The sequence below is a fragment of the Amphibacillus marinus genome, assembly GCF_900110345.1.
Classification (GTDB): Bacteria; Bacillota; Bacilli; order Bacillales; family Amphibacillaceae; genus Amphibacillus_D; species Amphibacillus_D marinus.
In genome coordinates, this window is the sequence record NZ_FODJ01000001.1 from 765,623 (window position 1) to 785,856 (window position 20,234).

The 20,234-nt window shown below is 38.6% G+C and carries 24 protein-coding genes; 9 read left to right on the plus strand and 15 right to left on the minus strand.

Features of this window, described 5'->3' with window-relative positions; all coding sequences use genetic code 11:
• Positions 1–6 precede the first annotated feature (6 nt).
• Positions 7–936 carry an ATP-grasp domain-containing protein gene (locus BM000_RS03615; RefSeq protein ID WP_091494904.1) on the plus strand — a complete coding sequence of 310 codons (930 nt, stop codon included), beginning with the start codon at positions 7–9 and terminating at the stop codon, positions 934–936.
• A 125-nt stretch (positions 937–1,061) separates the two neighbouring features.
• On the plus strand, positions 1,062–1,745 hold the full coding sequence (locus tag BM000_RS03620) for a hypothetical protein (RefSeq protein WP_091494906.1): 684 nt from the start codon (positions 1,062–1,064) through the stop codon (positions 1,743–1,745).
• Positions 1,746–1,802: 57 nt separating this feature from the next.
• Here BM000_RS03620 and BM000_RS03625 read toward each other — a convergent pair whose 3' ends face one another.
• The 5 genes from BM000_RS03625 to BM000_RS03645 all read right to left on the minus strand — a co-directional run bounded on the left by BM000_RS03625 (position 1,803) and on the right by BM000_RS03645 (position 5,566).
• Positions 1,803–2,624, minus strand: coding sequence for a GNAT family N-acetyltransferase (locus BM000_RS03625; RefSeq protein ID WP_091494908.1), 822 nt, complete (start codon positions 2,622–2,624; stop codon positions 1,803–1,805).
• A gap of 255 nt (positions 2,625–2,879) precedes the next feature.
• Positions 2,880–3,140: a metal-sensitive transcriptional regulator gene (locus BM000_RS03630; RefSeq protein ID WP_091494910.1), complete on the minus strand. Its 261-nt coding sequence runs from the start codon at positions 3,138–3,140 to the stop codon at positions 2,880–2,882.
• Between the two features lie 69 nt (positions 3,141–3,209).
• Positions 3,210–4,904 (minus strand): FAD-dependent oxidoreductase, encoded by a 1,695-nt coding sequence (locus BM000_RS03635; RefSeq protein ID WP_091494912.1) that lies wholly within the window; start codon positions 4,902–4,904, stop codon positions 3,210–3,212.
• A gap of 12 nt (positions 4,905–4,916) precedes the next feature.
• On the minus strand, positions 4,917–5,213 hold the full coding sequence (locus tag BM000_RS03640) for a rhodanese-like domain-containing protein (protein WP_091494914.1): 297 nt from the start codon (positions 5,211–5,213) through the stop codon (positions 4,917–4,919).
• Positions 5,214–5,365: 152 nt separating this feature from the next.
• Positions 5,366–5,566, minus strand: coding sequence for a glutaredoxin family protein (locus BM000_RS03645; RefSeq protein WP_245751557.1), 201 nt, complete (start codon positions 5,564–5,566; stop codon positions 5,366–5,368).
• Between the two features lie 284 nt (positions 5,567–5,850).
• Here BM000_RS03645 and BM000_RS03650 point away from each other — a divergent pair, with 284 nt between their 5' ends.
• Positions 5,851–6,594: a cytochrome c biogenesis CcdA family protein gene (locus BM000_RS03650; RefSeq protein WP_091494916.1), complete on the plus strand. Its 744-nt coding sequence runs from the start codon at positions 5,851–5,853 to the stop codon at positions 6,592–6,594.
• 14 nt (positions 6,595–6,608) lie between these two features.
• The gene (locus BM000_RS03655) at positions 6,609–7,166 is read left to right on the plus strand and encodes a redoxin domain-containing protein (RefSeq protein WP_245751558.1); all 558 of its coding nucleotides are present in this window, start codon (positions 6,609–6,611) and stop codon (positions 7,164–7,166) included.
• Between the two features lie 240 nt (positions 7,167–7,406).
• Here the strand turns inward: BM000_RS03655 and BM000_RS03660 are convergent, their stop codons facing one another.
• Both BM000_RS03660 and BM000_RS03665 read right to left on the minus strand, forming a co-directional pair.
• Positions 7,407–8,186: a YibE/F family protein gene (locus tag BM000_RS03660; protein WP_091494918.1), complete on the minus strand. Its 780-nt coding sequence runs from the start codon at positions 8,184–8,186 to the stop codon at positions 7,407–7,409.
• On the minus strand, positions 8,183–9,313 hold the full coding sequence (locus tag BM000_RS03665; protein WP_091494920.1) for a YibE/F family protein: 1,131 nt from the start codon (positions 9,311–9,313) through the stop codon (positions 8,183–8,185). Before BM000_RS03665 ends, BM000_RS03660 begins: the two co-directional genes overlap by 4 nt.
• Positions 9,314–9,533: 220 nt before the next feature.
• Between BM000_RS03665 and BM000_RS03670 the strand changes: the two genes are divergently transcribed.
• The 4 genes from BM000_RS03670 (at position 9,534) to BM000_RS03680 (ending at position 12,294) form a co-directional block, all read left to right on the plus strand.
• Positions 9,534–9,917, plus strand: coding sequence for an RNA polymerase sigma factor (locus BM000_RS03670; RefSeq protein WP_342708150.1), 384 nt, complete (start codon positions 9,534–9,536; stop codon positions 9,915–9,917).
• Entirely contained in the window at positions 9,914–10,057 is a 144-nt protein-coding gene (locus BM000_RS17140; protein ID WP_143063884.1) for a sigma factor-like helix-turn-helix DNA-binding protein, read from the plus strand. The genes BM000_RS03670 and BM000_RS17140 overlap by 4 nt, the downstream gene beginning before the upstream one ends.
• On the plus strand, positions 10,050–10,988 hold the full coding sequence (locus BM000_RS03675) for a DUF4179 domain-containing protein (RefSeq protein ID WP_091494922.1): 939 nt from the start codon (positions 10,050–10,052) through the stop codon (positions 10,986–10,988). The genes BM000_RS17140 and BM000_RS03675 overlap by 8 nt, the downstream gene beginning before the upstream one ends.
• A 406-nt stretch (positions 10,989–11,394) precedes the next feature.
• A complete protein-coding gene (locus BM000_RS03680) occupies positions 11,395–12,294 on the plus strand; it encodes a macrolide 2'-phosphotransferase (protein WP_091494924.1) in 900 nt (299 codons plus the stop codon).
• A gap of 269 nt (positions 12,295–12,563) precedes the next feature.
• On the opposite strand, the gene BM000_RS03685 is transcribed toward BM000_RS03680, so the two are convergent.
• From BM000_RS03685 to BM000_RS03715, 7 genes are all read right to left on the minus strand, one after another.
• The gene (locus tag BM000_RS03685; RefSeq protein ID WP_091494925.1) at positions 12,564–13,187 is read right to left on the minus strand and encodes an ECF transporter S component; all 624 of its coding nucleotides are present in this window, start codon (positions 13,185–13,187) and stop codon (positions 12,564–12,566) included.
• A gap of 276 nt (positions 13,188–13,463) precedes the next feature.
• Complete coding sequence (gene nagA / locus BM000_RS03690) at positions 13,464–14,618, minus strand: N-acetylglucosamine-6-phosphate deacetylase (RefSeq protein WP_091494926.1); 1,155 nt, start codon at positions 14,616–14,618, stop codon at positions 13,464–13,466.
• 60 nt (positions 14,619–14,678) lie between these two features.
• On the minus strand, positions 14,679–15,731 hold the full coding sequence (locus tag BM000_RS03695) for an SIS domain-containing protein (RefSeq protein WP_091494928.1): 1,053 nt from the start codon (positions 15,729–15,731) through the stop codon (positions 14,679–14,681).
• Positions 15,732–15,747: 16 nt separating this feature from the next.
• Positions 15,748–16,554, minus strand: a complete 807-nt coding sequence (locus BM000_RS03700; RefSeq protein WP_091495053.1) for a PTS system mannose/fructose/sorbose family transporter subunit IID — start codon at positions 16,552–16,554, stop codon at positions 15,748–15,750.
• Position 16,555: 1 nt separating this feature from the next.
• Positions 16,556–17,362, minus strand: coding sequence for a PTS mannose/fructose/sorbose/N-acetylgalactosamine transporter subunit IIC (locus BM000_RS03705; protein WP_091494929.1), 807 nt, complete (start codon positions 17,360–17,362; stop codon positions 16,556–16,558).
• A gap of 11 nt (positions 17,363–17,373) precedes the next feature.
• Positions 17,374–17,853 carry a PTS sugar transporter subunit IIB gene (locus BM000_RS03710; protein WP_091494931.1) on the minus strand — a complete coding sequence of 160 codons (480 nt, stop codon included), beginning with the start codon at positions 17,851–17,853 and terminating at the stop codon, positions 17,374–17,376.
• On the minus strand, positions 17,831–18,271 hold the full coding sequence (locus BM000_RS03715; protein ID WP_091494933.1) for a PTS sugar transporter subunit IIA: 441 nt from the start codon (positions 18,269–18,271) through the stop codon (positions 17,831–17,833). Before BM000_RS03715 ends, BM000_RS03710 begins: the two co-directional genes overlap by 23 nt.
• Before the next feature lie 314 nt (positions 18,272–18,585).
• On the opposite strand from BM000_RS03715, the gene BM000_RS03720 reads away from it, so the two are divergent.
• Complete coding sequence (locus tag BM000_RS03720) at positions 18,586–19,299, plus strand: GntR family transcriptional regulator (protein WP_177178193.1); 714 nt, start codon at positions 18,586–18,588, stop codon at positions 19,297–19,299.
• 227 nt (positions 19,300–19,526) lie between these two features.
• On the opposite strand, the gene BM000_RS03725 is transcribed toward BM000_RS03720, so the two are convergent.
• Complete coding sequence (locus BM000_RS03725) at positions 19,527–20,126, minus strand: hypothetical protein (RefSeq protein ID WP_091494937.1); 600 nt, start codon at positions 20,124–20,126, stop codon at positions 19,527–19,529.
• Positions 20,127–20,234 lie beyond the last annotated feature (108 nt).

The window sequence follows — 20,234 nt, forward strand, 5'->3', positions numbered from 1 at the left end:
GAAGGAATGAGTCAGCCAAAAGTATTTGTCTTACATGAAAACTTAGAGTGGACTGAACACTTGACCAAATGGCTAGACATAAAAGGTGTTCCTTACGAGCTGTGGGATCTAGCTAGTGGCAGCATAAATATCGATAGTTCACCACCAATTGGTGTCTTTTATAATCGCATGTCAGCCTCCTCCCATACACGAGGGCATCGCTATGCGCCTGAATTCACCCAACAAGTCATTAAATGGCTAGAATTCTATCAACGCCCTGTCATAAATGGTACGGGTGCTATTGATCTTGAGATTAGTAAGGTTAAGCAATACTTGGCGCTGCAACAGGCTAACATTCAAACACCTAAAACCGTTGCTGTCCTGGGACAAGAGCGCATTATTTCTGCGGCACAGGAGCTTAATTGTTATCCACTTATCACCAAGCACAACCGTGCTGGCAAAGGTCTTGGAGTCCACTTGTTTGCTTCACAAGCAGAGCTAGCTGCATATGTTAACAGCCCATTATTTGAACCTTCAGTTGATGGCATTACATTATTACAACAATACATTAAACCAATTGATGGGAAAATAAGACGTTCGGAATTCATTAATCAAAAATTTCTATATACGGTTTCTATTGATACAACAGATGGGTTTCAATTATGCCCCGCCGATGAATGTACGATTGAAGATAGGCCGGAACAGCTTGAGAGCTCAACCAAATTTGAGATCACTCAGCCCCTTCCAAGCAACCAGCAGCAAAGCTATCAAACTTTTTTAAATCAAGCTAATATTGATGTAGCTGCCATTGAATGGGTCGAGGATAGTAATCATCAAATTTATGTTTATGATGTCAATACCAACACAAATTATAATTCTAGTGCCGAAGAAGCGGCAGGTATGTTTGCACATGAGTACTTGGCTGAATACTTGCACGAGAAACTAAAAGCAATTTAAGTTCCTCCCTCGATTAGAGCAAATAATCATTTGCTCTAATCGAGGGATTTTTTTTCTGCATGTGTCGCTTACTATTATTTTGGGTATAGTTTATGGCGAGTACAAAAATAAAAGGAGTCTTGCCCTTGAAGAAAAGAGAAAAAGCAGTAAATCCATACGTTATTATCGCCTTCTTCTTTTGTTTTGTCATTTTTCTAGGTGGCTATCTCATTACCAATTATTCACTCCAACAATTAAAGGTGACTAGCTATGAAACTGTTAACTATCAGATAACAACAAAATTAGGCATTCAAGCTGAGCTTTTCCTATTAGCAAAAGCAGATGCTATCTTTCAAAATTTAATGCATAAAGAATGGTCCCAATTAGCAAGCAAACCTCATTATGACAAGGGGCTAATTTACTCCCCGTTTGCAAATATCGGGGCTGAAGATGATCTTTTTTTTAGTGTTAAAGATATTGAGGACTTTAATAATAATGAAAAAGAATATCGATGGTCTTGGGATCAAAGCGGACGTGAATATTTTGCTACCCCGAATGAATGGGTTGATGAATTCTTAGCCGTACATAAATTTAATCCAGATTATCAACTTACCTATGATCAAATTAGTTATAATGATTCCATTGTCGACGGGGGCGGTAGTCAACCCAATACCATTCCCGAAGTTTTTCCTGATGCTATATACATTGAGTACTATCATGAACCAGATGAAGATGACTGGCATTACTGGCAAGCACTTCGCTTCGTCTTCGAACAGATTAATGATGAATGGTACCTCATTGCAATTGTTCGTGGTGCACACAACCCTTAAATAAAAACAAGCTCTCATTGAACCTCTACTTCAATAAGAGCTTGTTAATTTACTAGGTTAAAGTTCAAATTCATACCCATAATAAGTATACTGCAACTGAAAACCAAGCCGTTGCGCCAATTTATTTGAGGGGACATTCTCCGCCATACAGTCCCAAACAAGGCACACTCCCCTAACAGCCGCTGCTTGAGCAAAAGCTGTAGCAATCTGAAGCGCAAGCCTTTTGCCCCGATATGGCTCAATGGTTTCAATCCCAATTGCGTGCGTGTTATGGAAGACAAACCCTGAATAACAGATGCTCACAATTTCATTGTTATAGATGATGACAAATGCCATACCGTGCTCAAAAAATTGTGCTAAGCTCCCCCAAAACTCACTTAAACAATCTTGGAGAAAAGCAATGTTAGTTAGATCAACTCGGTTTAAAAAATCTTTAGTTACCTCGACTAATTCGTAGTTATCATCAAGATCAAGCATCAATGCATCAAGTGAGTTATTTTCTGGAAGTTGATACAAATTTTGCTTCCAAGAGCTTAAGCTACGGTCTGAGAATAGTTTCTCGATCGTAGTAAACCAGTCTAGGCTATTACCGATGCATTCAAAATAATCCAACTTTAGTGCCTTCAACTCTGGAACTAGTTTTTGTTCAATGTAGTTTTTTGCAGCACTGTTAAAAACAGGATCATTTGCATAACCAACAAAAATAAAACCATCATTATTGGCTGGCCAAATCAAAGCAGATCGCGGATTATTTGAATCTAAAACAAATATCCGTCCAGGATTATTACCAGTCACAATCGCTTTCTCTTCAATATGATTACTTTGACTAACAAGCTCAGTTAAACATTCAAACTTCGATCTGTCTAGTTCCATTAACATCAATTTTTCCCCTTTTCGCAGATTAACTAACTGTATGCCCCCAGTTCAAGGATACGAGGAAAATCCAAGTGCGGTGGGGGATCAACAGTCAATAAAAGTCCAATTCATTCAGAGACCGCACTTTGGTCATAACTTTAGGCGCAAATGCTTTCGATGGGGCGAGTAACCGCAGTCCCATGCCTGTGGTGACAACACTCAGTGTAGGATAAAAACACACACTGCTTAAAGATTCACTTTATCTTTAGCCTGACCAACCTAATTACTCTTAACTAACAAATTAACCGCTTCTTTAATAAGCTCACTACTATCTTGGCCCGTTTCAACACTATCTCTGACACACTGCTCTAAATTTATACTGACAATTAACGCAATCGCACGATCAATCGCGGTGCGGGAGGCCGATAATTGGGTGATCACATCACGACAATCCTTATTTTGCTCAATCATTGTGAGCACACCTTTTATTTGACCCTCTGCTCGCTTCAAACGATTAACAATACGTTTATCATAATCCATTCATGTATACTCCCTCACCTTTAATTGTCGTCAGTGAATGTTAGAGGTTAGATACTACCAGCCTCTATTTTATTTAAAATTGTACTTGGTAACAATCGGCTCACGCCCGGTATGTTGATCAGTAAAATATTCATACAGATTAATGCCCAAATATGAACCTGCGATATTGTAAACATCCTGATAACCTAAATGTAACAAAGCCATAACCATATTGTAGCTACGTTGGCCAGATCGACAATGGACATAGATTGGTTCTGTTTTCGGTATCTCGTCAAGTCTCGTTCTAAATTCACTTAAAGGTATGTTTATCGCATTAATCAGATGGCCTGACCTAAACTCTCCCTCTTCGCGAGCATCAATAATAAAAGCATTTTTCTCCACAAGTGATCTTACCTCGGATACTTTTACCTCTTGATAGTAACCATGGAGAAGGTTTAAGCTAACTAAAGCAGCGTGGTTAACAACATCCTTTGCTGTACCGAGCATAGGTGAGTAGCTAAGCTCAAGATCCTTTAAATCCTCAAGTGTCCCATTCATTGAGATCATCGTGGCGATCACATCAATCCGTTTATCAACATTACCTTTACCAATCGCTTGAGCACCAAGAATTCTTCCCGTTGGTTTTTCAAAAATCAGTTTAAAGTGCATGGGCGCACTATTGGGCATCAAACCGACCTTATCCGGTGGAATAAGATAACTATAATCATAACTTATCCCCGCCGCTTCAACCTGACGAACATTTAGCCCGGTCGAAGCCGCATTTAAGTCAAATAAGTGAAGTGAAGATGAACCAATCACCCCTTGATGACGGCTGGGAATACCATAAATATGATCTGCCGCCGCTCGTGCTTGTTTTTGTGCTGGCCCTGCTAACGATAATCGAACAGGTTTATGCAGTAATTTATGATAAACCTCAATCGCATCGCCAACCGCATAAATATTAGAATCATTCGTTAAATAATTATGATCAACTTTTATTGCACCTGTTTGACCAAGCGCAAGTCCTGCTTCACTTGCGAGAGAAGTCTCTGGACTAACTCCCATTGCTAAAATTACAGCTTGGGTCGAAATCTCCTTTCCAGATTGGGTCATAATCGAGCTGTCGTTAATCTTTGCTAAGCCGTCACCTAATACCAGTTTTACACCCTGATCATGCATTTCTTTATGTAAGATCTGTGCCATATCATGGTCAAAGGACTTCATAATTTGCTCGGAAAATTCAACTAAAGTAACATGATAGCCAGCCAATTGTAAATTCTCAGCGACCTCAACACCGATAAAGCCACCACCAACAACAGTAATATCCTTTAACTCATTCGTGTAAATATATTTATGAATCCGGTCTATATCAACAACATTACGAACAGTAAAAACATGGGGAAGCTCAACTCCCGGTAAATTTGGCCGTACGGGCGCGGCACCTGGCGAAAGAACTAATTGGTCATAGCTCTCTTGATAGCTCTTTCCACTGGTCAATTCAGACACGGTCACGGTTTTTTGGTTACGGTTAATTTTAGTAACTTCTTGACCAACTCTAGCTTCAATATTATATCGTTTTCTAAACATATCTGGAGACATCAGGATCAGCTTGTCACTGTTTTCAACAATACCACTTAAATGATAGGGTAACGCACAATTTGAAAAAGAAACATGAGGCCCTTTCTCAAACATGATGATGTCGGCATGCTCATCCAATCTTCTAAGTCTGGCCGCGACGGATGCCCCACCAGCAACGCCACCAACAATTACAATTTTCTTGCTCATTAATTGCCCCCCTTAAGCTGTTTCGCCTTGCCATGCAAGCATGCCATCCTCAATATTTGTTGTTTCAAAACCTTGATCTGCTAAGAAGTGACAAACTGCTGCACTTCTACTTCCTGATAAACAAATGATATAATAATGTTCATTCTTATTTAAATCAGCAATAGCATTAGGAATTTGGCCCATCGCAATGTGCTGTGCCTGAGCAATTTTACCTTCTGCAACTTCATCTGCTTCACGCACATCAATAATATTCAATGTCTCTCTATTCATTATTCGGTCATATAATTCCTTTGCAGTCATACTTTCCATTGTTCAATCACTCCTTCTAGTTAGCTATCTGTTAGCGGATTTTAAATTTTCTTAAGCTTTAGCTGGCTTAAAGCATATTTAACAAACAAATTGCTTTTAGTCATTTCACCAGCATTATGTCAGTTTATTAACTTCAAAACAGTTTGGGGGTGTTAGCCTACAACCCATTGCCCGTTCACCTCTAATTGTGGAATCCCTAAACGTCCAGTTTGTTGAATAGCCTGTTGAATGGCAGCTGGATCGGCATCTACTCTTACTTCAGTAAAACTAACCTTCTCCTCAATTAAGAAATTCTTCATCATAATACAGTACGGACAGTTTCCAGTCGTATACAATGTTTCGTGATCCAACATCGGCCACTTCCTTTAATTCAATCATCGTTAGACAAATCTTGTTTTTTTAGGAACTTCAGTATGTCAGTAAAAAACAAGTGAAACGACTCATTCTTATTGTTCCTCTCGTTCTTCCTTCTATTAATAATTAACTAGATTATATACCCGCATGGGTATATTGTCAATTTCTCAACAGCTACCTTTGATAACGAAATTCCGATGTTATCAATGCATGATTTTAGTTTTTAAACGTATATATAACAAGAATAGAGTTATGGACATCCTTATAGGAGGAAGATCAAGCTATGGGATTATTTGAGACCGAGTCATTATTTATAGGTGTATACTGGGCATTGTCTGCTGGTGCTTTATCCGTTCTATCGCCATGTCTCCTCCCGATTCTACCAGCTTTCTTGTCCTATCTATCTGGTATTAGCCAAGAGGATAAGACAACCAAATCAATTTATCACCTCTTCATACACGGTCTGTTCTTCATACTTGGTGTATCATTTATCTTTATAAGTTTAGGGGCTAGTGCGACCTTCTTCGGTCAATGGTTCCAACATCTACTAGGTGGACATACCGGCTTACTCCTGCAAAGAATTGGTGGCCTTTTTATGATGATAATGGGTCTATTTATGCTTGATTGGCTTCAAATCCCGAGCTTAATGAGGGATTGGCGCGTTCATTCTACGAAGAAGCCTACCCACTATCTTGGTAGCTTGTTGGTTGGTCTTGCCTTTGCGGCAGGTTGGACACCATGTATCGGTCCCATTTTCGGGTCAATCTTATGGTTAGCGGCTCTTTACCCTGCTCAAGGACTGCTTTATACGTTTGTCTATGTTCTTGGTTTTATCATTCCTTTTGTTTTCCTAATTATTTTCATTGAAAAAACAAGCTGGCTTGGAAAATACAGCACTAAACTGCATAAGCTCAGTGCAATTCTAATGATACTAATGGGATTAACCTTATTTTTTGGCTTAATGCCCTATCTTTCCCGGCTCTTAATTAAACTGATTCAAGATACTTGGCTTGGGCGACTAGGCTAGAAAGGGGTTTTAGCGTGCGCAAATCACTTCTAATCCTTGCTATTATTGGCATGGTGGCTTGGACAGCATTTGATTTTATTTACACCACTTTTTCTCGTGATAATGATGATGATGGGGAGCTTGTTCTAACTAATGAGGAGGTTGAAGTCGGATTGGCGGTTGGAAATCAAGCTCCTGACTTTCACCTTCAAACATTAACTGGCGAACGTGTTCAGCTTTCCGACTATCTTGGCAGTCCAATCATGCTAAACTTCTGGGCTACCTGGTGTCCACCGTGCCGCGCTGAAATGCCTGACATGCAACGATTCTATGAAGATACCGAAATTACTATTCTTGCTGTTAACCTAACTGACACTGAGCATTCAAATTCAGATGTTGACGCATTTGTTAAGGAACATGCTTTAACCTTTCCCATCCCGATAGATAAAGCTGGTGACACTTCAAGCTTGTACGATATACAAGCTATTCCAACTACTTTTATGATTGACCAAACTGGTATTATTCATGACAAAAGCTACGGTGCACTAACGTATGAGCAAATGATTAGTGCTTATCAAAGTATGCGCTATTGACAATCTTGTTCATTAAATATGCGTATAAAAATGTTTCTAAATTTTTAAAATAAGTAATTAATTATCAGGAGGAATTATCACAATTCCTCCTTGCTGATATTATCATTTTCGGTCGTCAAGCCGGGCAACAAGCAGCTGAATACATCAATGCAAATAACTAGATTTGGAGCAGGATTATATTAACACAACTTGTTATTTTAAAAGAGAGCCAGTTTCTACAACTCGCTCTCCTTCCCGTTATTATTCCTCATGATCATGGATTGATTTAGTCTGCTTCGTTAAAACATATGCTGCCACACTAGCGGTTATTGGAATAACAAGCGCAACACCAATTCCACCAGCAAAGATCGTCAGCATTTCTCTGCTAAAGACTTTTGAATTAACGATCTCGCCAATCGTATAGCCAAGATCAAAAAAACGAATAAGAAGCGCAAGGTAACCACCAAAGAAGGCAAAGAATAACGTATTTGCATTACTTGCTAACAAATCCTTACCGATTCTCATGCCAATTAGAAAAAGCTCTCTTCGTTTAATATCAGGATGATGGCGATGAATTTCAAACATGGGCGAACTGATCGCAATTGCTTCATCAATAATTGCCCCTACTGTACTCATAATAATGACAGATGCCGCAATATTAACAAAGTTCACCCCGACATAATAAGAGAAAATGGTCTGTTCTTCAACCTCTTCTTCACCAAAACCATGAATCATGCCGTATTCAGTAATTAGCCTAATTAACATTATCATTAGGATAACTGTCATGATCGTTGATACAAAGGCTGTTTTCGTTTTACTATTGACTTCATTAATAAAAAATAAGCTAATACATGTAATAAAGGCACAGGCAATTAAGGTTAGAATTATTGGATCGACATTGACATCATTCATAATAATGACAGCCACTATTAATACAAAAAAATTAAGAAAAAGGGCAATAAATGACTTTACCCCTTTCTTTCCCCCGATAGCTATCATTAATAGGAAAAGGATAAGACTTAATGCTGTTATGGTATTCATAGCTTCCTCCGCTTCCACTCAATCATTAAAATTGTCGTTACCAATCCAATTGGAATGGTGAGCACGATTCCGATACTACCAGCTAATGCCCGTGTTATTTCTAAGGACAAATTCATTGACAGTGTAAACCCTAACGGTGCGCCATTCAAGAAGTAGAGTAGTAATGAAGGAATAGTACCACTTACATAGGCAAAAAATAAAATATTAGTCATCGTGCCCATAATATCCTTGCCAATTTCACGTCCTGACTCAATCAAGGCTTTGACAGAGATTTGATTATTCTGCTCATACAAGGCAAAGAGCGACGATGCCATTGATACACCAATATCCATTACTGCTCCTAGTGCACCAATGAGCACCCCAGCCATAAAGATCGCATGTGGTGGCCTGCTTAAAAAAGCCATTTCCTCAAATCTTAATCCCTGTTCTCCCGTTAGTTCGAGTACAGCAATGGCGATCCCAAGTAAAGCAAAGGTTCCTATTAAGGTTGATAGGATGGCAGCATAGGTCCGCACATGAAAACCACTCACAAAGAAGATTGATAGGATCGTAATAACGACGACGGCAAAGCTCATTAATAGTAATAACTCAGCATTGGCAGTTGCAGCAAATTGATGAATTGTATAGACAATGATAACCGTATTTAACACTAAACTTATAATTGCAAAGAGACCTTGCTTTCTTCCAACGATCAGTAAGGTGAAGATAAATAGCCAACCCACTAATACCAGGACCTGATCACGTTTTATCTCTGTTATCTCACCGAAAAGCGCACCATTTTCTTGCTCCTCAATACCAACAAACACGGCATGCCCTACGGATAATTCAGGATGATAAGCTCTTGATTGTGAATATTCATTACTTAATTGAATCGATTGTCCCTTAAAAGGCCCATTCTTGACAACTCCCGTAAGATATTGTCGAAAGACAATATCTCGATTCTGCCGTTGATCCACGACTTCCCTTTCATCAACTTGAGCAATACTTGTCACTTCAACAATCGATCGATTATAAAAACGATCATTATTATTCACAAAGATAATTGACCCAATAAAGAGTATTATTAAAAAGGTGAACATGACTAGCTTGCCTTTACTTAATCTATAACAATATTTTTTTAGATTCATCTGTCCTCACCCTCTAATTCTTTAGCGAACTTACATGTTTAAGACTGTTATTATTCTATCATAATATGCTTAATTAAGTTTTGCCGAATTTACATCGTCATTAATTTTGCTTCATTGCTCAAGTATACTAATTTTAATTGAACAAGAAAAAAATTTTTTATCGATAATTGAACTTTTTATAGTCCGATTATCTCTTACAGATAAGGAAGGTGATGGCCAGTTGATTAACAGGTTAGTTAAGCAAGCTCAAAAAGGAGATAAAGAAGCTTTATTGCAACTTATTCTAGATAAACAAGACGACTATTATCGCTTGGCATGGTCGTACATGAAAAACAAAAATGATGCGTTAGATGTAATGGAGGATATGATCGTTATCCTCTATGAGCAAATTCAGACCCTTAGAAAAAGAGAAGCCTTTTATAGCTGGAGCAAAAAAATATTAGTAAGGTGCTGTTATCGTGCCTTTCGTGAGCAGAAAAAAATGACACGTTTAGCAGACAACCAAGCTGAGCTTGTTACAGCTAGCGATCAGGTTGAACAGAAACATCAAGAATTGGAGCTTGATTATTTACTAGCACAACTAAACCGCATCATGCTGAAATGATTAAACTTAAATACTTACATGATTTTGATTTGGAGACAATTAGTCAGCTGACTAATACCCCAATCGGAACAGTTAAGTCCCGTATTTATTATGGATTAAAACACTTAAATCAACTAGCGCGAGGTGAACAGGATGGATAAAGTAAAAGAGCTTTTTTATCATCGTAAGCAGCAGCTTAACCAGATCCAAGCACCTGCTGAACTGGAGCAACGTCTTAGCCAGGCATTAATCAAACAGCCTAAGTCTGTTAGACTGTTTCGAATGAAAAAACTATGGAGGTATGCAACTGCCTTTATTATCATGATCCTGATCATTAATCATGCGGCGCCAAGCCTTGCCTACTATGGCAAGAAACTACTTGGCTATGACCATATTATTTCTGATACACTACAGCATTTAAATGAAGGTGGATTAGGGCAAGCAATTAATAAAAGCTTAGTGTTTGAAAATGGACTTCGTTTCACTGTTGATGGTGTAATGGTTGATGACAATCAGTTGGTCATGTTCTACACACTTGAAAGTCCTAAACCATTACAGGATAATCCTAATTATGACGTCACACCCCAGCAACTAACTGGTTTTCTAACAAATGCTAGCGCAATAAGTGGCGTTGGTGAGTATAGTGAAGATGGGAAGAAACTTAAAGGCGTCCAAACCTTTGCGCCGCCAAATGGTTTTGCTAGAGCTCTAACCATTGAATTTTGGGGGACTAATCAAACATTAACATTTACCTACAACCCAGCCCAAGCTCTTGGTCATTCCATTAAGCAATCAATCCGCAAAAGCGTTAAACTTGATGGTGGTTCCCTAACGATTCAAACGCTAACTGCCTCCCCAACCCAAACAAAGATCGCGGGTCGTGGTGATAAAGCAGTTATTGAAGGGCTAACGCTTGATCAGATTAAGCTACTTATTAATAATGAAGAAGTTGTATGGCTTGGTAGCAGTATTAAAACCGGCATTACGGGTACAACGTTCGAAATTAATTACGATGCTCTACCGACTGATTTAGCAACAATTACACTTAAACTAATGTTTCCTGACGGGCAAATAGTGACCATTTACCAATAAAAAACCTGATCGTTTATCGTAAAAAATAACGATTGACAATAAGAAAAAAAAGAAGGTATAGTAGTATTAAATTAACAAAAGGAGGATTGTGAAAAAATGATGCTATCTGGAAGACTACGTTACCAAACTTTGAATAATGGCTAATTTAATATATTCAAAGGCTCTGTCTTGATAAAACAGAGTAAACGGGTGTAGTCTGCACATTTTTAATGATCTTCTACGGATAAAGATAAACCTAAAGATGAGGAAAAGTAGCTATTAATTTGTCTTTTCTTATATCTTTATACACATTGTGAACATGCAGCTAATAGCTAAAGAGCACAACGTTTACTTACGACACAGACATGCGCCAGTCTGTGTCTTTTTTATGATTTCAACCTTACAAACTACTTGGAGGGAAAAAACAATGCATACACTTAAATTACAGCAGTTAGCACACAAGCATGGACTAAATATCTTACTAGACAGTATCACATTTAATGAATCTGGCGTTGACTTTCAAGTCGCCTATGCCAAAGATGAGTATGACAATAAATGGATTTTAAGAATCCCACGACGCCGAGAGTCACTGCGCCACGCTCAACTAGAACAAGAAGCATTGGCTATCATCGGTCAGCATGCCAGTTTTGAGGTTCCAAAATGGTCAATTATCTCTGAAGAGTTCGTTGCCTATCAACAGCTAGGTGGGAACCCAGCCGCCACGATAGATATGGAACTGCAAGATTATATCTGGAGCTTTGATAACATGAAGGTTCCAGCTGAATACAATCACTCATTAGGTCAGGCGTTAGCAAATTTACACGCCCTGCCCCAAGCTCCATTTAAAAAAATTGGTATTGAATACCTACCTGCAAATCAATTAAGAAGTCATATGAAAGAACGGATGAAGAAAGTAAATCAGACTTATGACATTAATCCTTCGCGTTGGCAGTGCTGGCAGGACTGGTTAGCAGATGATACCCTATGGCCAACCCATGTTGGGGTAAAGCATGGCGACCTTCACCCTGGTCACATTCTGATTAATAACAATTATCAAGTAACCGGGATAATTGACTGGACAGAAGTGGGCATTGCCGATGTATCGGTTGATTTTATGTCCCATTATCTTCTTTTCGGTCAGACCGGTCTAAGGCAATTACTTGATGCTTACCAAAATGCCGGTGGCAAAACATGGCCACGTATGAATGAGCATATCGTCAATCTTTTAACAACAAGCGGTATCACAGTTGCTGAATATGCAGAAACTTCTGGACTACCAGAAATGCATGAAACAGCCAAACAGATGCTAGCAAGTGAAATAAATTAAATTTTTTATAGCTTATTGTTTTTTATAAAACAGTGCGCAGAAGGATCTCTCCTCAGTCGTAAATTGAGAGGGACCTCTTTTTTCTATAATTAAGGCTTTATTGAAAAATACTTACTTGACTGCAAGTCGAGGTACCTATTAAAGTATCTTAGTCTGGAATCAGCTTGCTTAACCTAGCCATTACCTGCACTTCCCTTGTTGCTTGATAACAGCCATCAAAAAAGGTACAGACAAAAAAACTCACCTAATTGGCGAGTTCTTTTGTTTATCTATTTTTCTTTCGAAAGCTTAACTAACGGCGGTACTACTGTTGCCGAAATAAGAGCAGCAAGCAGGGCCTCTGCGAGACCATTAGTCAGAAATACCGTTAGAACAGCAATTACAATCGCCTGTATGCTACCCGCCTCAATGGCGAGCGCATAGGCATCATAAAACAAGATTGAAATTGCACCCATGACTAGAAAGGTATGAATAAATGTTGCTACAAGTCCCGCTATAAATAGGGGGGCTTTTTCACTTTCCTTTCTCTTCATTACACTTGCAAGCATTTTATAAAGAAAAAAAGGAATGATACCGAGTAATACTCGTGGGACAAAGGCAATAAACAAAGCCCAAAAGCTACCCTGGTTCGTGCCTAAAACCGGAATAACCGGTGAAAAGGCGAATGATAATAGGCTCGGTGTAAGCGTGTTGGTAACAAGACTAGTCATTCCAAATGAAAAACCAAGCACTGCACCAAGTTTCGGTCCTAACACAATTGAACCAATAATAACGGGAATGTGAATAATTGTTGCTTTAATTATGCCCAAGTGGATAAAGCCAATTGGCGTAAAAGCAAATAACAAGATAATGGATACAAAAATGGCGGTTAACGTAAATTGTTTAAGCTTCACTGTCTGACTCCTTCAACGATATAATAAACATATTGTTAAGAATATAGCAACCTAAACACTTTTGCTATACTCTTATATATTTTAGTACAAAATGTAGATTAATCAACCTGTTTATGATATTGTCGTTGAAATGCCATCACCAATTTCAAGTGTAAGCGTATTAGTGTATTCTATTTAGTTTGTTTTAAGGTATTGTGTTAACTCCATAGAGATGCACACGCTAATTAGATAGAGAAAGGTTTAGAAGCGTTCAAAAAAGCCAGAATCCAATTTTCGCTATTCGTTTTCTTTATTAATTAAATTCTCCACACCATTAACCCAGGTCGCAATCACGTCAAGCTGGACATCTAGAACAACAAAATCGGCACGGGCCCCTTTACAAAAGCCTCCGAATTCTTTTTCCAGTTTCAATGATTTAGCCGGATTTATCGTTGCCATCTGCAATGCCTCCACTAATGAAACCTTATCCCAGGTTACAATATTCTTTACTGCTTGAAGAAGCGAGAGCGAGCTCCCTGCTAAAGCGCCGTCCTTAGTTCGGACGGCACCACCTCTAACCTGAATGGGAACCCCACTTCGATTATAATCTCCATCTGGTAAACCTGATGCCTTGGTTCCATCTGTTATTAATAAGGAGCGATCAACTCCCTTTGCCCGTAAAATTAAGTCAACTATCCTTTTATCAAGATGGTAGCCATCACAGATCAGCTCAGCATAAAGATCATCGTTGATTAAGCTTTCTCCTATAATACCAGGCTCACGATGGTGTAGATAGCGCATAGCATTAAAGGTATGAATGGCGACAGTAGCACCATTGTCAATTGCATTTTCAGCTTCAGCAGCTGTAGCGTTTGAATGTCCGATAGCGACCACGATCCCTTGTTGAGTAGCGTAAGTAATGAATTCAGATGCACCCGCTAGTTCAGGTGCAATTGCAATTTTCTTTATTAAACCATCTGATTCGGCTTGCCATTCACGTAGCTGCTCAATTGATGGCTCTTGTAAAAAACGCCCGTCTTGTGCGCCTTTGAATGCCTCTGCTAAGAAAGGCCCCTCGAGAAAAATACCAACGATTTGTGCCCCTTGTGAATTTTTTTGTGCTTCAGTTATATTGTTAATTGCTTGTGATATTTTATCAGGTGCATCTGTCTGAAGTGTTGGTAAAAACGATGTAACACCACATTTCAATAGCTTCTGCTTCATGGTTACCAATTCTTCAACACTCGCATCAATAACCTCCACCCCTTCGTAACCATGGATATGGGTATCAATTAACCCTGGTGCAATGATGCCCCGATAAGTGTAATCAGGTTTTCTGACTGTTTCTTTGCTAAGTAGGTTAACTATTTTCCCATGCTTTATTTCTAAAACGTGATCATCTACTAGTTCTCCGTTGTATAATAGCTTGTCAGCAGCAACGATTAGACGCATAAAAATCCCCCTGTTAAATAAGGGAGGCTGACTAAAAAACGTCACCCCTCCCTCTTTTACTTAAAGTTTTTTACTATTTAATTTTTGATGGAATTGGCGATCCTTTGGAATAGCTGGATTAATGCCCTTTAACTCTGGAACCAAAGCACAAATTAATTGGATCGGAATGACGAGAAATAGCATGTCATATGGATTGTTTTCATCGATTGGCAGGTAAATACTATTCTCCCATTTCGTCACTTGTTGATTCGTAATTACAAAAACTTGACTCGTCCAGTCACTTAATACCTCAATCAACTTGGATACCCGCTCCTCTTTACCAGAATTAAAGATAATCAAGGTCGAATTCTCATTAATTGCATTGTAAATACCATGGATGAACTCTTCAAATTCATAGCCCGTAACTGGGGTACGAAGCGTTTCTAACATCTTCAACGCACTTTCTAGGGTGTCACCATACAAGTCAGCTGTCCCTACAACGCGAAGATCTGAAGCAGCAGCTAAGGTCTCCTGATTTGCTTTCACCCACACTTCCGCCGTCTGATAAACGTGATCAAATTTTGCAATAGCTTGATCGATTAATGTAAGTTGTTTGTTAAAATCCTCTTGCGTTATGTGCTTTCTCTCTAATGCCACATGCAAGCCAAACAGCATTAGATTTAATTTAGTAGTGGTGAAACCCTTCGTTTTAGGTCCAGCCTTCTCTTCACCACAAAAAACGGTTAACACATAATCGGCTAGCTCATCAATTAGTACTTGTTCAGCACCTGCCATCGAAGCAATCTTGACATTGTGCTCCTTTGCCGTAAGCATAGCTCGATAGGTAGAGTAGCTACTACCACCTTGAGATAAACCAATTAACAAGGTGGTGTGGTGACTTCCTGCAAAAGTCTCACTAGTTACTTGGAAAGGATATAATGCTTCAATTTCAATCTTTAATAGCCGCTGCAATAATGGCTTCACTTGAAGTGCAGCATGAAAGCTTGAGCCAGAACCTGTTAGAATGATGCGATCGAACGCTGCTTGTTTTACCTCTTGAAATAGTGAAGTAGACTTGTCGACCACCTGATGCATTTTAGCTGGAGTTTCTTGGATATATGCTGCTACTTTCATTTGAACTACCCCCTGTCTATAATATTCCAATTATGCTTAACACGACACCTACCACCAAAGTAGCTAACGTCAATTTCGTCACACTAATTTCCTTACGAATTAGCCGAAAGAGTAGAAAAACAAAAGCTAACGGCAGCATATTAGGTAGAATACTATCGAGAATTTCCTGAATAACAACCTCTGCCCCACTCACCTCAAAGACTAGTGGCGTATTAATGTTTAACAATGAACCTACTAAGGAACCGACAACTAGCAGACCCACAATGGTTACCACATTCATCACTGTATCCATTAGGCCTTCTCGTTGAATGCGTTCTAGCGAGTTGATCCCAACCTCATAGCCATACTTCAGCCCTAGTAAACGGACCAAAAAATGCGGCGTATTAAATAACAGTAAGAAGATTAGTGGGCCAAGAATATTGCCATTTGAAGCAAGCGAAACACCAATTCCAGCTGCAATGATCCGGAAGGTACCCCAAAATAACGAATCTCCAATACCTGCTAACGGTCCCATTAACGATGCTTTCACAGCATTAATTGATGCAACATCAAACGCGTCACTATTTGCGTTTTCTTCCTCCATCGCTGCAGATATCCCCATAATTAATGGTGAAACTTGCGGTGTTGTATTAAAAATTTCTAGATGTCGTTCCATCGCAGCAGATTGCTCTTCTTTTTTGCTGTATAAGCGTTTAATGATTGGTAACATAGCATAGCCATAGCCTAAATTCTGCATCCGTTCATAGTTAAAGGCACCCTGTAAAGCAAAGGACCGCCAAAAAACCTGCTTCAAATCCTTTTTCGTGACTTTTTTTCTTTCCACACTAGTCAAAGTCAATCTCTCCTTCCGTTAGGTTATCTGTTATTGGTTGATAGCTTTTTGCATGATTATCCCCTGAGCCCTTTATACTTGGAGCATAGAAGTGTAAAATGACAGCTAAACATGCACCCAGTAAGGCAATAGCCATGGTATCCAACGCTGTGTATGAAACTAACAGAAAGCCGACAAAGAAAAACACTGCCATTTTCTTTGAATAAAGCATGTCAAGCAACAAAGCAAAGCCAATTGCCGGAAGAAGCACACCCGCTACACCTAGCCCAGCCATAATGGCATCTGGCACTGCATTAATAAAGCCTTCCACTCGAGTTGCCCCCAACATAATGGCAAGAAATGATGGAATGAAGGTACTCAAAAAGAATAAGCTAACAGGAATCCACATCATAATCGTAACGCCACGGAAATCTGCTTTTTTGGCATACATATCTGCTTTTTGAGTGAAGTATGAATTAACAATTCGACAAAGCACACCCAATGTCTGCGCTAAGACAGCAATTGGGACGGCTAGTGCAAGTGCTACTTCAAAACCACTACCAGACATAATTGCGAATGCCGTACCAAGCACACCACCCGTTACCACATCCGGTGGTGTTGATGCTCCAATGCCCGTTAACCCCATCCAGACTAATTCGAGCTGCGCCCCAATAACAATTCCTTGTTCAATATCACCTAAAACAACCCCAACCAATGTTCCAGTAACAAGAGGACGATCCAGCATCACTTGCCCTAAAATACGCCCATCAAGAATACCTATCCCTGCTATTAAGCCGATCATTAACGCTTGAACAAACATAATAATCCCCCTTATTTCGTTAATTGGTTCAATGTTCTCCGCCTATCCCTTGGTAGCATCCGAAATTCTACTTCCACGCCTCGACCTTCTATTTCTCGTATTTGTTCTAATTCCTGTTCACTAATTGAAACCAGATCCATTAGCTTTGTTTTCCCCTCCTGATGTGGGAGACCACCAATGTTTAAATGGTTGACTACCCCTTCTGAGATATTAATTAACCGATGAGCATCGTTTATGTTTTTGACGATGACAAGGACATTGTTTTTCTTTGATTCGGCAAATTTTTTAACAATCTCTCCAGATTCCTCGACTCCCCGAATATAAAGCTTTACGTTGCTAGGCTTAGCCATATTCAACGCCATCGCCCGCACCTTGTCGTTCTTTGCTTCATCATTAACTACTAAAATAACACTAGCATCAACTGTCGATGTCCAGCCATAAGCAACCTGACCATGGACTAACCGATCATCAACCCTCATTAATGAGATCATCTAAGTCATCCCCTTTGTCTGCTTCGTCGATTAAATCATTGACATATTGAATGCCATTTCGTGCTTCGGTAATAATCTCTTGAATAAGTTCACCAGAAGAATGGTTGGTTACTGATAATAGTGCAGTTAAGACCATTGGTAAATTGACACCTGTTATAAGATCAAAATGATAGCTCTGTAGTAAAGCTGTAAATAAATTGGCTACACTTCCTCCTAAGACATCGGTAAGCACAATAACTTTGCAATCTTGCCCATCAGCCTCTAACAAACTTCTTGCTTCTTGCTCCGCTTCAGCTACTGACTTGCCCTTTGTCATACAAAGATAATTCACCTCAATGTCATCACCAGCGATTAACTTGGCAGTCTCGATAAACGCCTTAGACAAATGTCCATGAGTACCAATAATAATTTTCTTCATCTTAAATCCCCTTTCAAGATTTATTAACTGTTTAAATCGCCAACCTCCTTTTTCTGAATCTTCAAGCTTTTTTATTAATTATATAATATGGTACACTAATAAATATATAATTTAAAGATATTATTTATATGTTTTTAAGAAAAAAATTATCTTAAAAAGAGAATTAAGAAGAATTTTTTATCAGTTAGCACTATTTTTATATGATGATTGTATAATTTTCATCTTCACTAATGATCAATTATATATTTTATGTTACAATACATATATATTTATAATTGGAAAAAATATTGAAGTGTTGAATGAGGAGCGAATTTATGAGTAAGGTACCTAAATATATTCAAGTTGAAAACTTTATTATTGATGAAATTAAGCAAGGCAACCTGAAGGTAGGTGACAAAATAGAGACTGAGGATCAATTAGTTGACCGCTTCGGCTTTAGTAAAATGACTATTAATAAAGCACTCAGCAAATTAGTAGATAAAAAGTATATAACAAGAGTGTCCGGCAAAGGTAGCTTTGTAGAACCACGCCATATTACCAAATCGCTAAAAGAATTCACAAGTTTCTCTGACGATATGAAAAGTATTGGCCTGACACCCGGATCAAAATTGCTCTCTTACCGATTAATTCATGGCAATGAAGTTCCAGAAATAGCTGAAAAGTTAGGCTTACCGCCAGATACATTTCTTCATTATTTCATCCGCTTACGAACTGGAAACAAGAAGCCCATTGCGATTAGCTATAATTACATTTCTACCAAAGTTTTGTCTGCATTAAATATTGAAGCATTAGACCACTCCCTATACGATTATCTTACTAGCCTAGACTTTAAAATAATTGGATCAGATCTTGAAATGGAAGCTGTTTTGCCAACCGCTGAGCAACAAGAAATTCTTGAAATTGACCTTGGGGCACTACTTAAATCAAAAGTACTTACAACAGTTGCGATTGACCAGCAAGAGAAGAAACTTGGCTATTTTGAAACCTTTTATAATGGGGAGTTGTATACGTATCGGTTTGGGCGATAGCTATGTAACATTAGCTTGTCGTTGTGAAGTGGGGTGCATACTTTATTGCATGGTGGAATTAATAGAGGGTAGTAGTCTTTGCTTGAAGAAAGCTTATAATCAAGAAAACATTCTAAAACGGCGAGTTGGTAGCTTTAGCCGTTTTTTTTATTCTTAAATGTCTAGATTTTACATTTTCAGATTAGCTATGCTCGATAAAAAAGCCACCAAAAGGTGACTTTAAACGACTATTCAAGATCATCTGGAAAAACAAATTGATCAAAAACTGCTCCAGATGCTTGATTAACAAATTCGATGGTAACGCTAGTGTTAACCTCTCCTTCACCATTCATAAATTGGTAGTACATTCCTGAAAATCCAAGGCCATATGCCGCCATTCCTTCCATGTTCTCTTCAAAAGCCTCTTGATAAACTGTGATGGTAAAGGTTGAATAATTATCATTCGCAGCGACTGTAGCTATCGATACAAAATGTTCATTTTCTTCTAAATTAGTCATTGCTGTATCAATTTCTGCTGCATATTCACTCATCCACTCTTGATGAAGGTCTTTTGGCATCGAATAGGTAATTGAACCATCATCATTACGATTTATATTAGTCATTCCAAGCTCAACAGCATCGGCCTGAACTTGGTCAATATCAGTCTCTTCTCCTAAAAATGAGACTGGTAACGTAATTTCTACTTCATCTGCTTCATTCTCAGCATTATCTGAATCTGTTCTGTTATCATTTGATTGTCCTGCCCCTTCTGTTGAATCATTACTGCAAGACACAATAAATACCATCGACATAATTGAAACAATTAATAAAGCTAGTATTTTTTTCACACTATTACCCCTCTCTATGTAGATTCAGTATACATAATTAAAAATAAAAATGAATGAGCCTTCATGACGGTATATTTGTGATTAGTTTGATACTATAAATAGTAAATA

Excerpts from the sequence above, each read along its gene's own strand:
- nagA (WP_091494926.1), bottom strand. The coding sequence starts at position 14,618 with ATGCGTCTAATCGTTGCTGCTGACAAGCTATTATACAACGGAGAACTA.
- BM000_RS03680 (WP_091494924.1), top strand. The coding sequence starts at position 11,395 with ATGCATACACTTAAATTACAGCAGTTAGCACACAAGCATGGACTAAAT.
- BM000_RS03615 (WP_091494904.1), top strand. The coding sequence starts at position 7 with ATGAGTCAGCCAAAAGTATTTGTCTTACATGAAAACTTAGAGTGGACT.
- BM000_RS03720 (WP_177178193.1), top strand. The coding sequence starts at position 18,586 with ATGAGTAAGGTACCTAAATATATTCAAGTTGAAAACTTTATTATTGAT.
- BM000_RS17140 (WP_143063884.1), top strand. The coding sequence starts at position 9,914 with ATGATTAAACTTAAATACTTACATGATTTTGATTTGGAGACAATTAGT.
- BM000_RS03635 (WP_091494912.1), bottom strand. The coding sequence starts at position 4,904 with ATGAGCAAGAAAATTGTAATTGTTGGTGGCGTTGCTGGTGGGGCATCC.
- BM000_RS03660 (WP_091494918.1), bottom strand. The coding sequence starts at position 8,186 with ATGAATACCATAACAGCATTAAGTCTTATCCTTTTCCTATTAATGATA.
- BM000_RS03695 (WP_091494928.1), bottom strand. The coding sequence starts at position 15,731 with ATGAAAGTAGCAGCATATATCCAAGAAACTCCAGCTAAAATGCATCAG.
- BM000_RS03710 (WP_091494931.1), bottom strand. The coding sequence starts at position 17,853 with ATGATCTCATTAATGAGGGTTGATGATCGGTTAGTCCATGGTCAGGTT.
- BM000_RS03715 (WP_091494933.1), bottom strand. The coding sequence starts at position 18,271 with ATGAAGAAAATTATTATTGGTACTCATGGACATTTGTCTAAGGCGTTT.
- BM000_RS03645 (WP_245751557.1), bottom strand. The coding sequence starts at position 5,566 with ATGTTGGATCACGAAACATTGTATACGACTGGAAACTGTCCGTACTGT.
- BM000_RS03705 (WP_091494929.1), bottom strand. The coding sequence starts at position 17,362 with ATGTTTGTTCAAGCGTTAATGATCGGCTTAATAGCAGGGATAGGTATT.
- BM000_RS03640 (WP_091494914.1), bottom strand. The coding sequence starts at position 5,213 with ATGGAAAGTATGACTGCAAAGGAATTATATGACCGAATAATGAATAGA.
- BM000_RS03630 (WP_091494910.1), bottom strand. The coding sequence starts at position 3,140 with ATGGATTATGATAAACGTATTGTTAATCGTTTGAAGCGAGCAGAGGGT.
- BM000_RS03675 (WP_091494922.1), top strand. The coding sequence starts at position 10,050 with ATGGATAAAGTAAAAGAGCTTTTTTATCATCGTAAGCAGCAGCTTAAC.
- BM000_RS03665 (WP_091494920.1), bottom strand. The coding sequence starts at position 9,313 with ATGAATCTAAAAAAATATTGTTATAGATTAAGTAAAGGCAAGCTAGTC.
- BM000_RS03650 (WP_091494916.1), top strand. The coding sequence starts at position 5,851 with ATGGGATTATTTGAGACCGAGTCATTATTTATAGGTGTATACTGGGCA.
- BM000_RS03625 (WP_091494908.1), bottom strand. The coding sequence starts at position 2,624 with ATGTTAATGGAACTAGACAGATCGAAGTTTGAATGTTTAACTGAGCTT.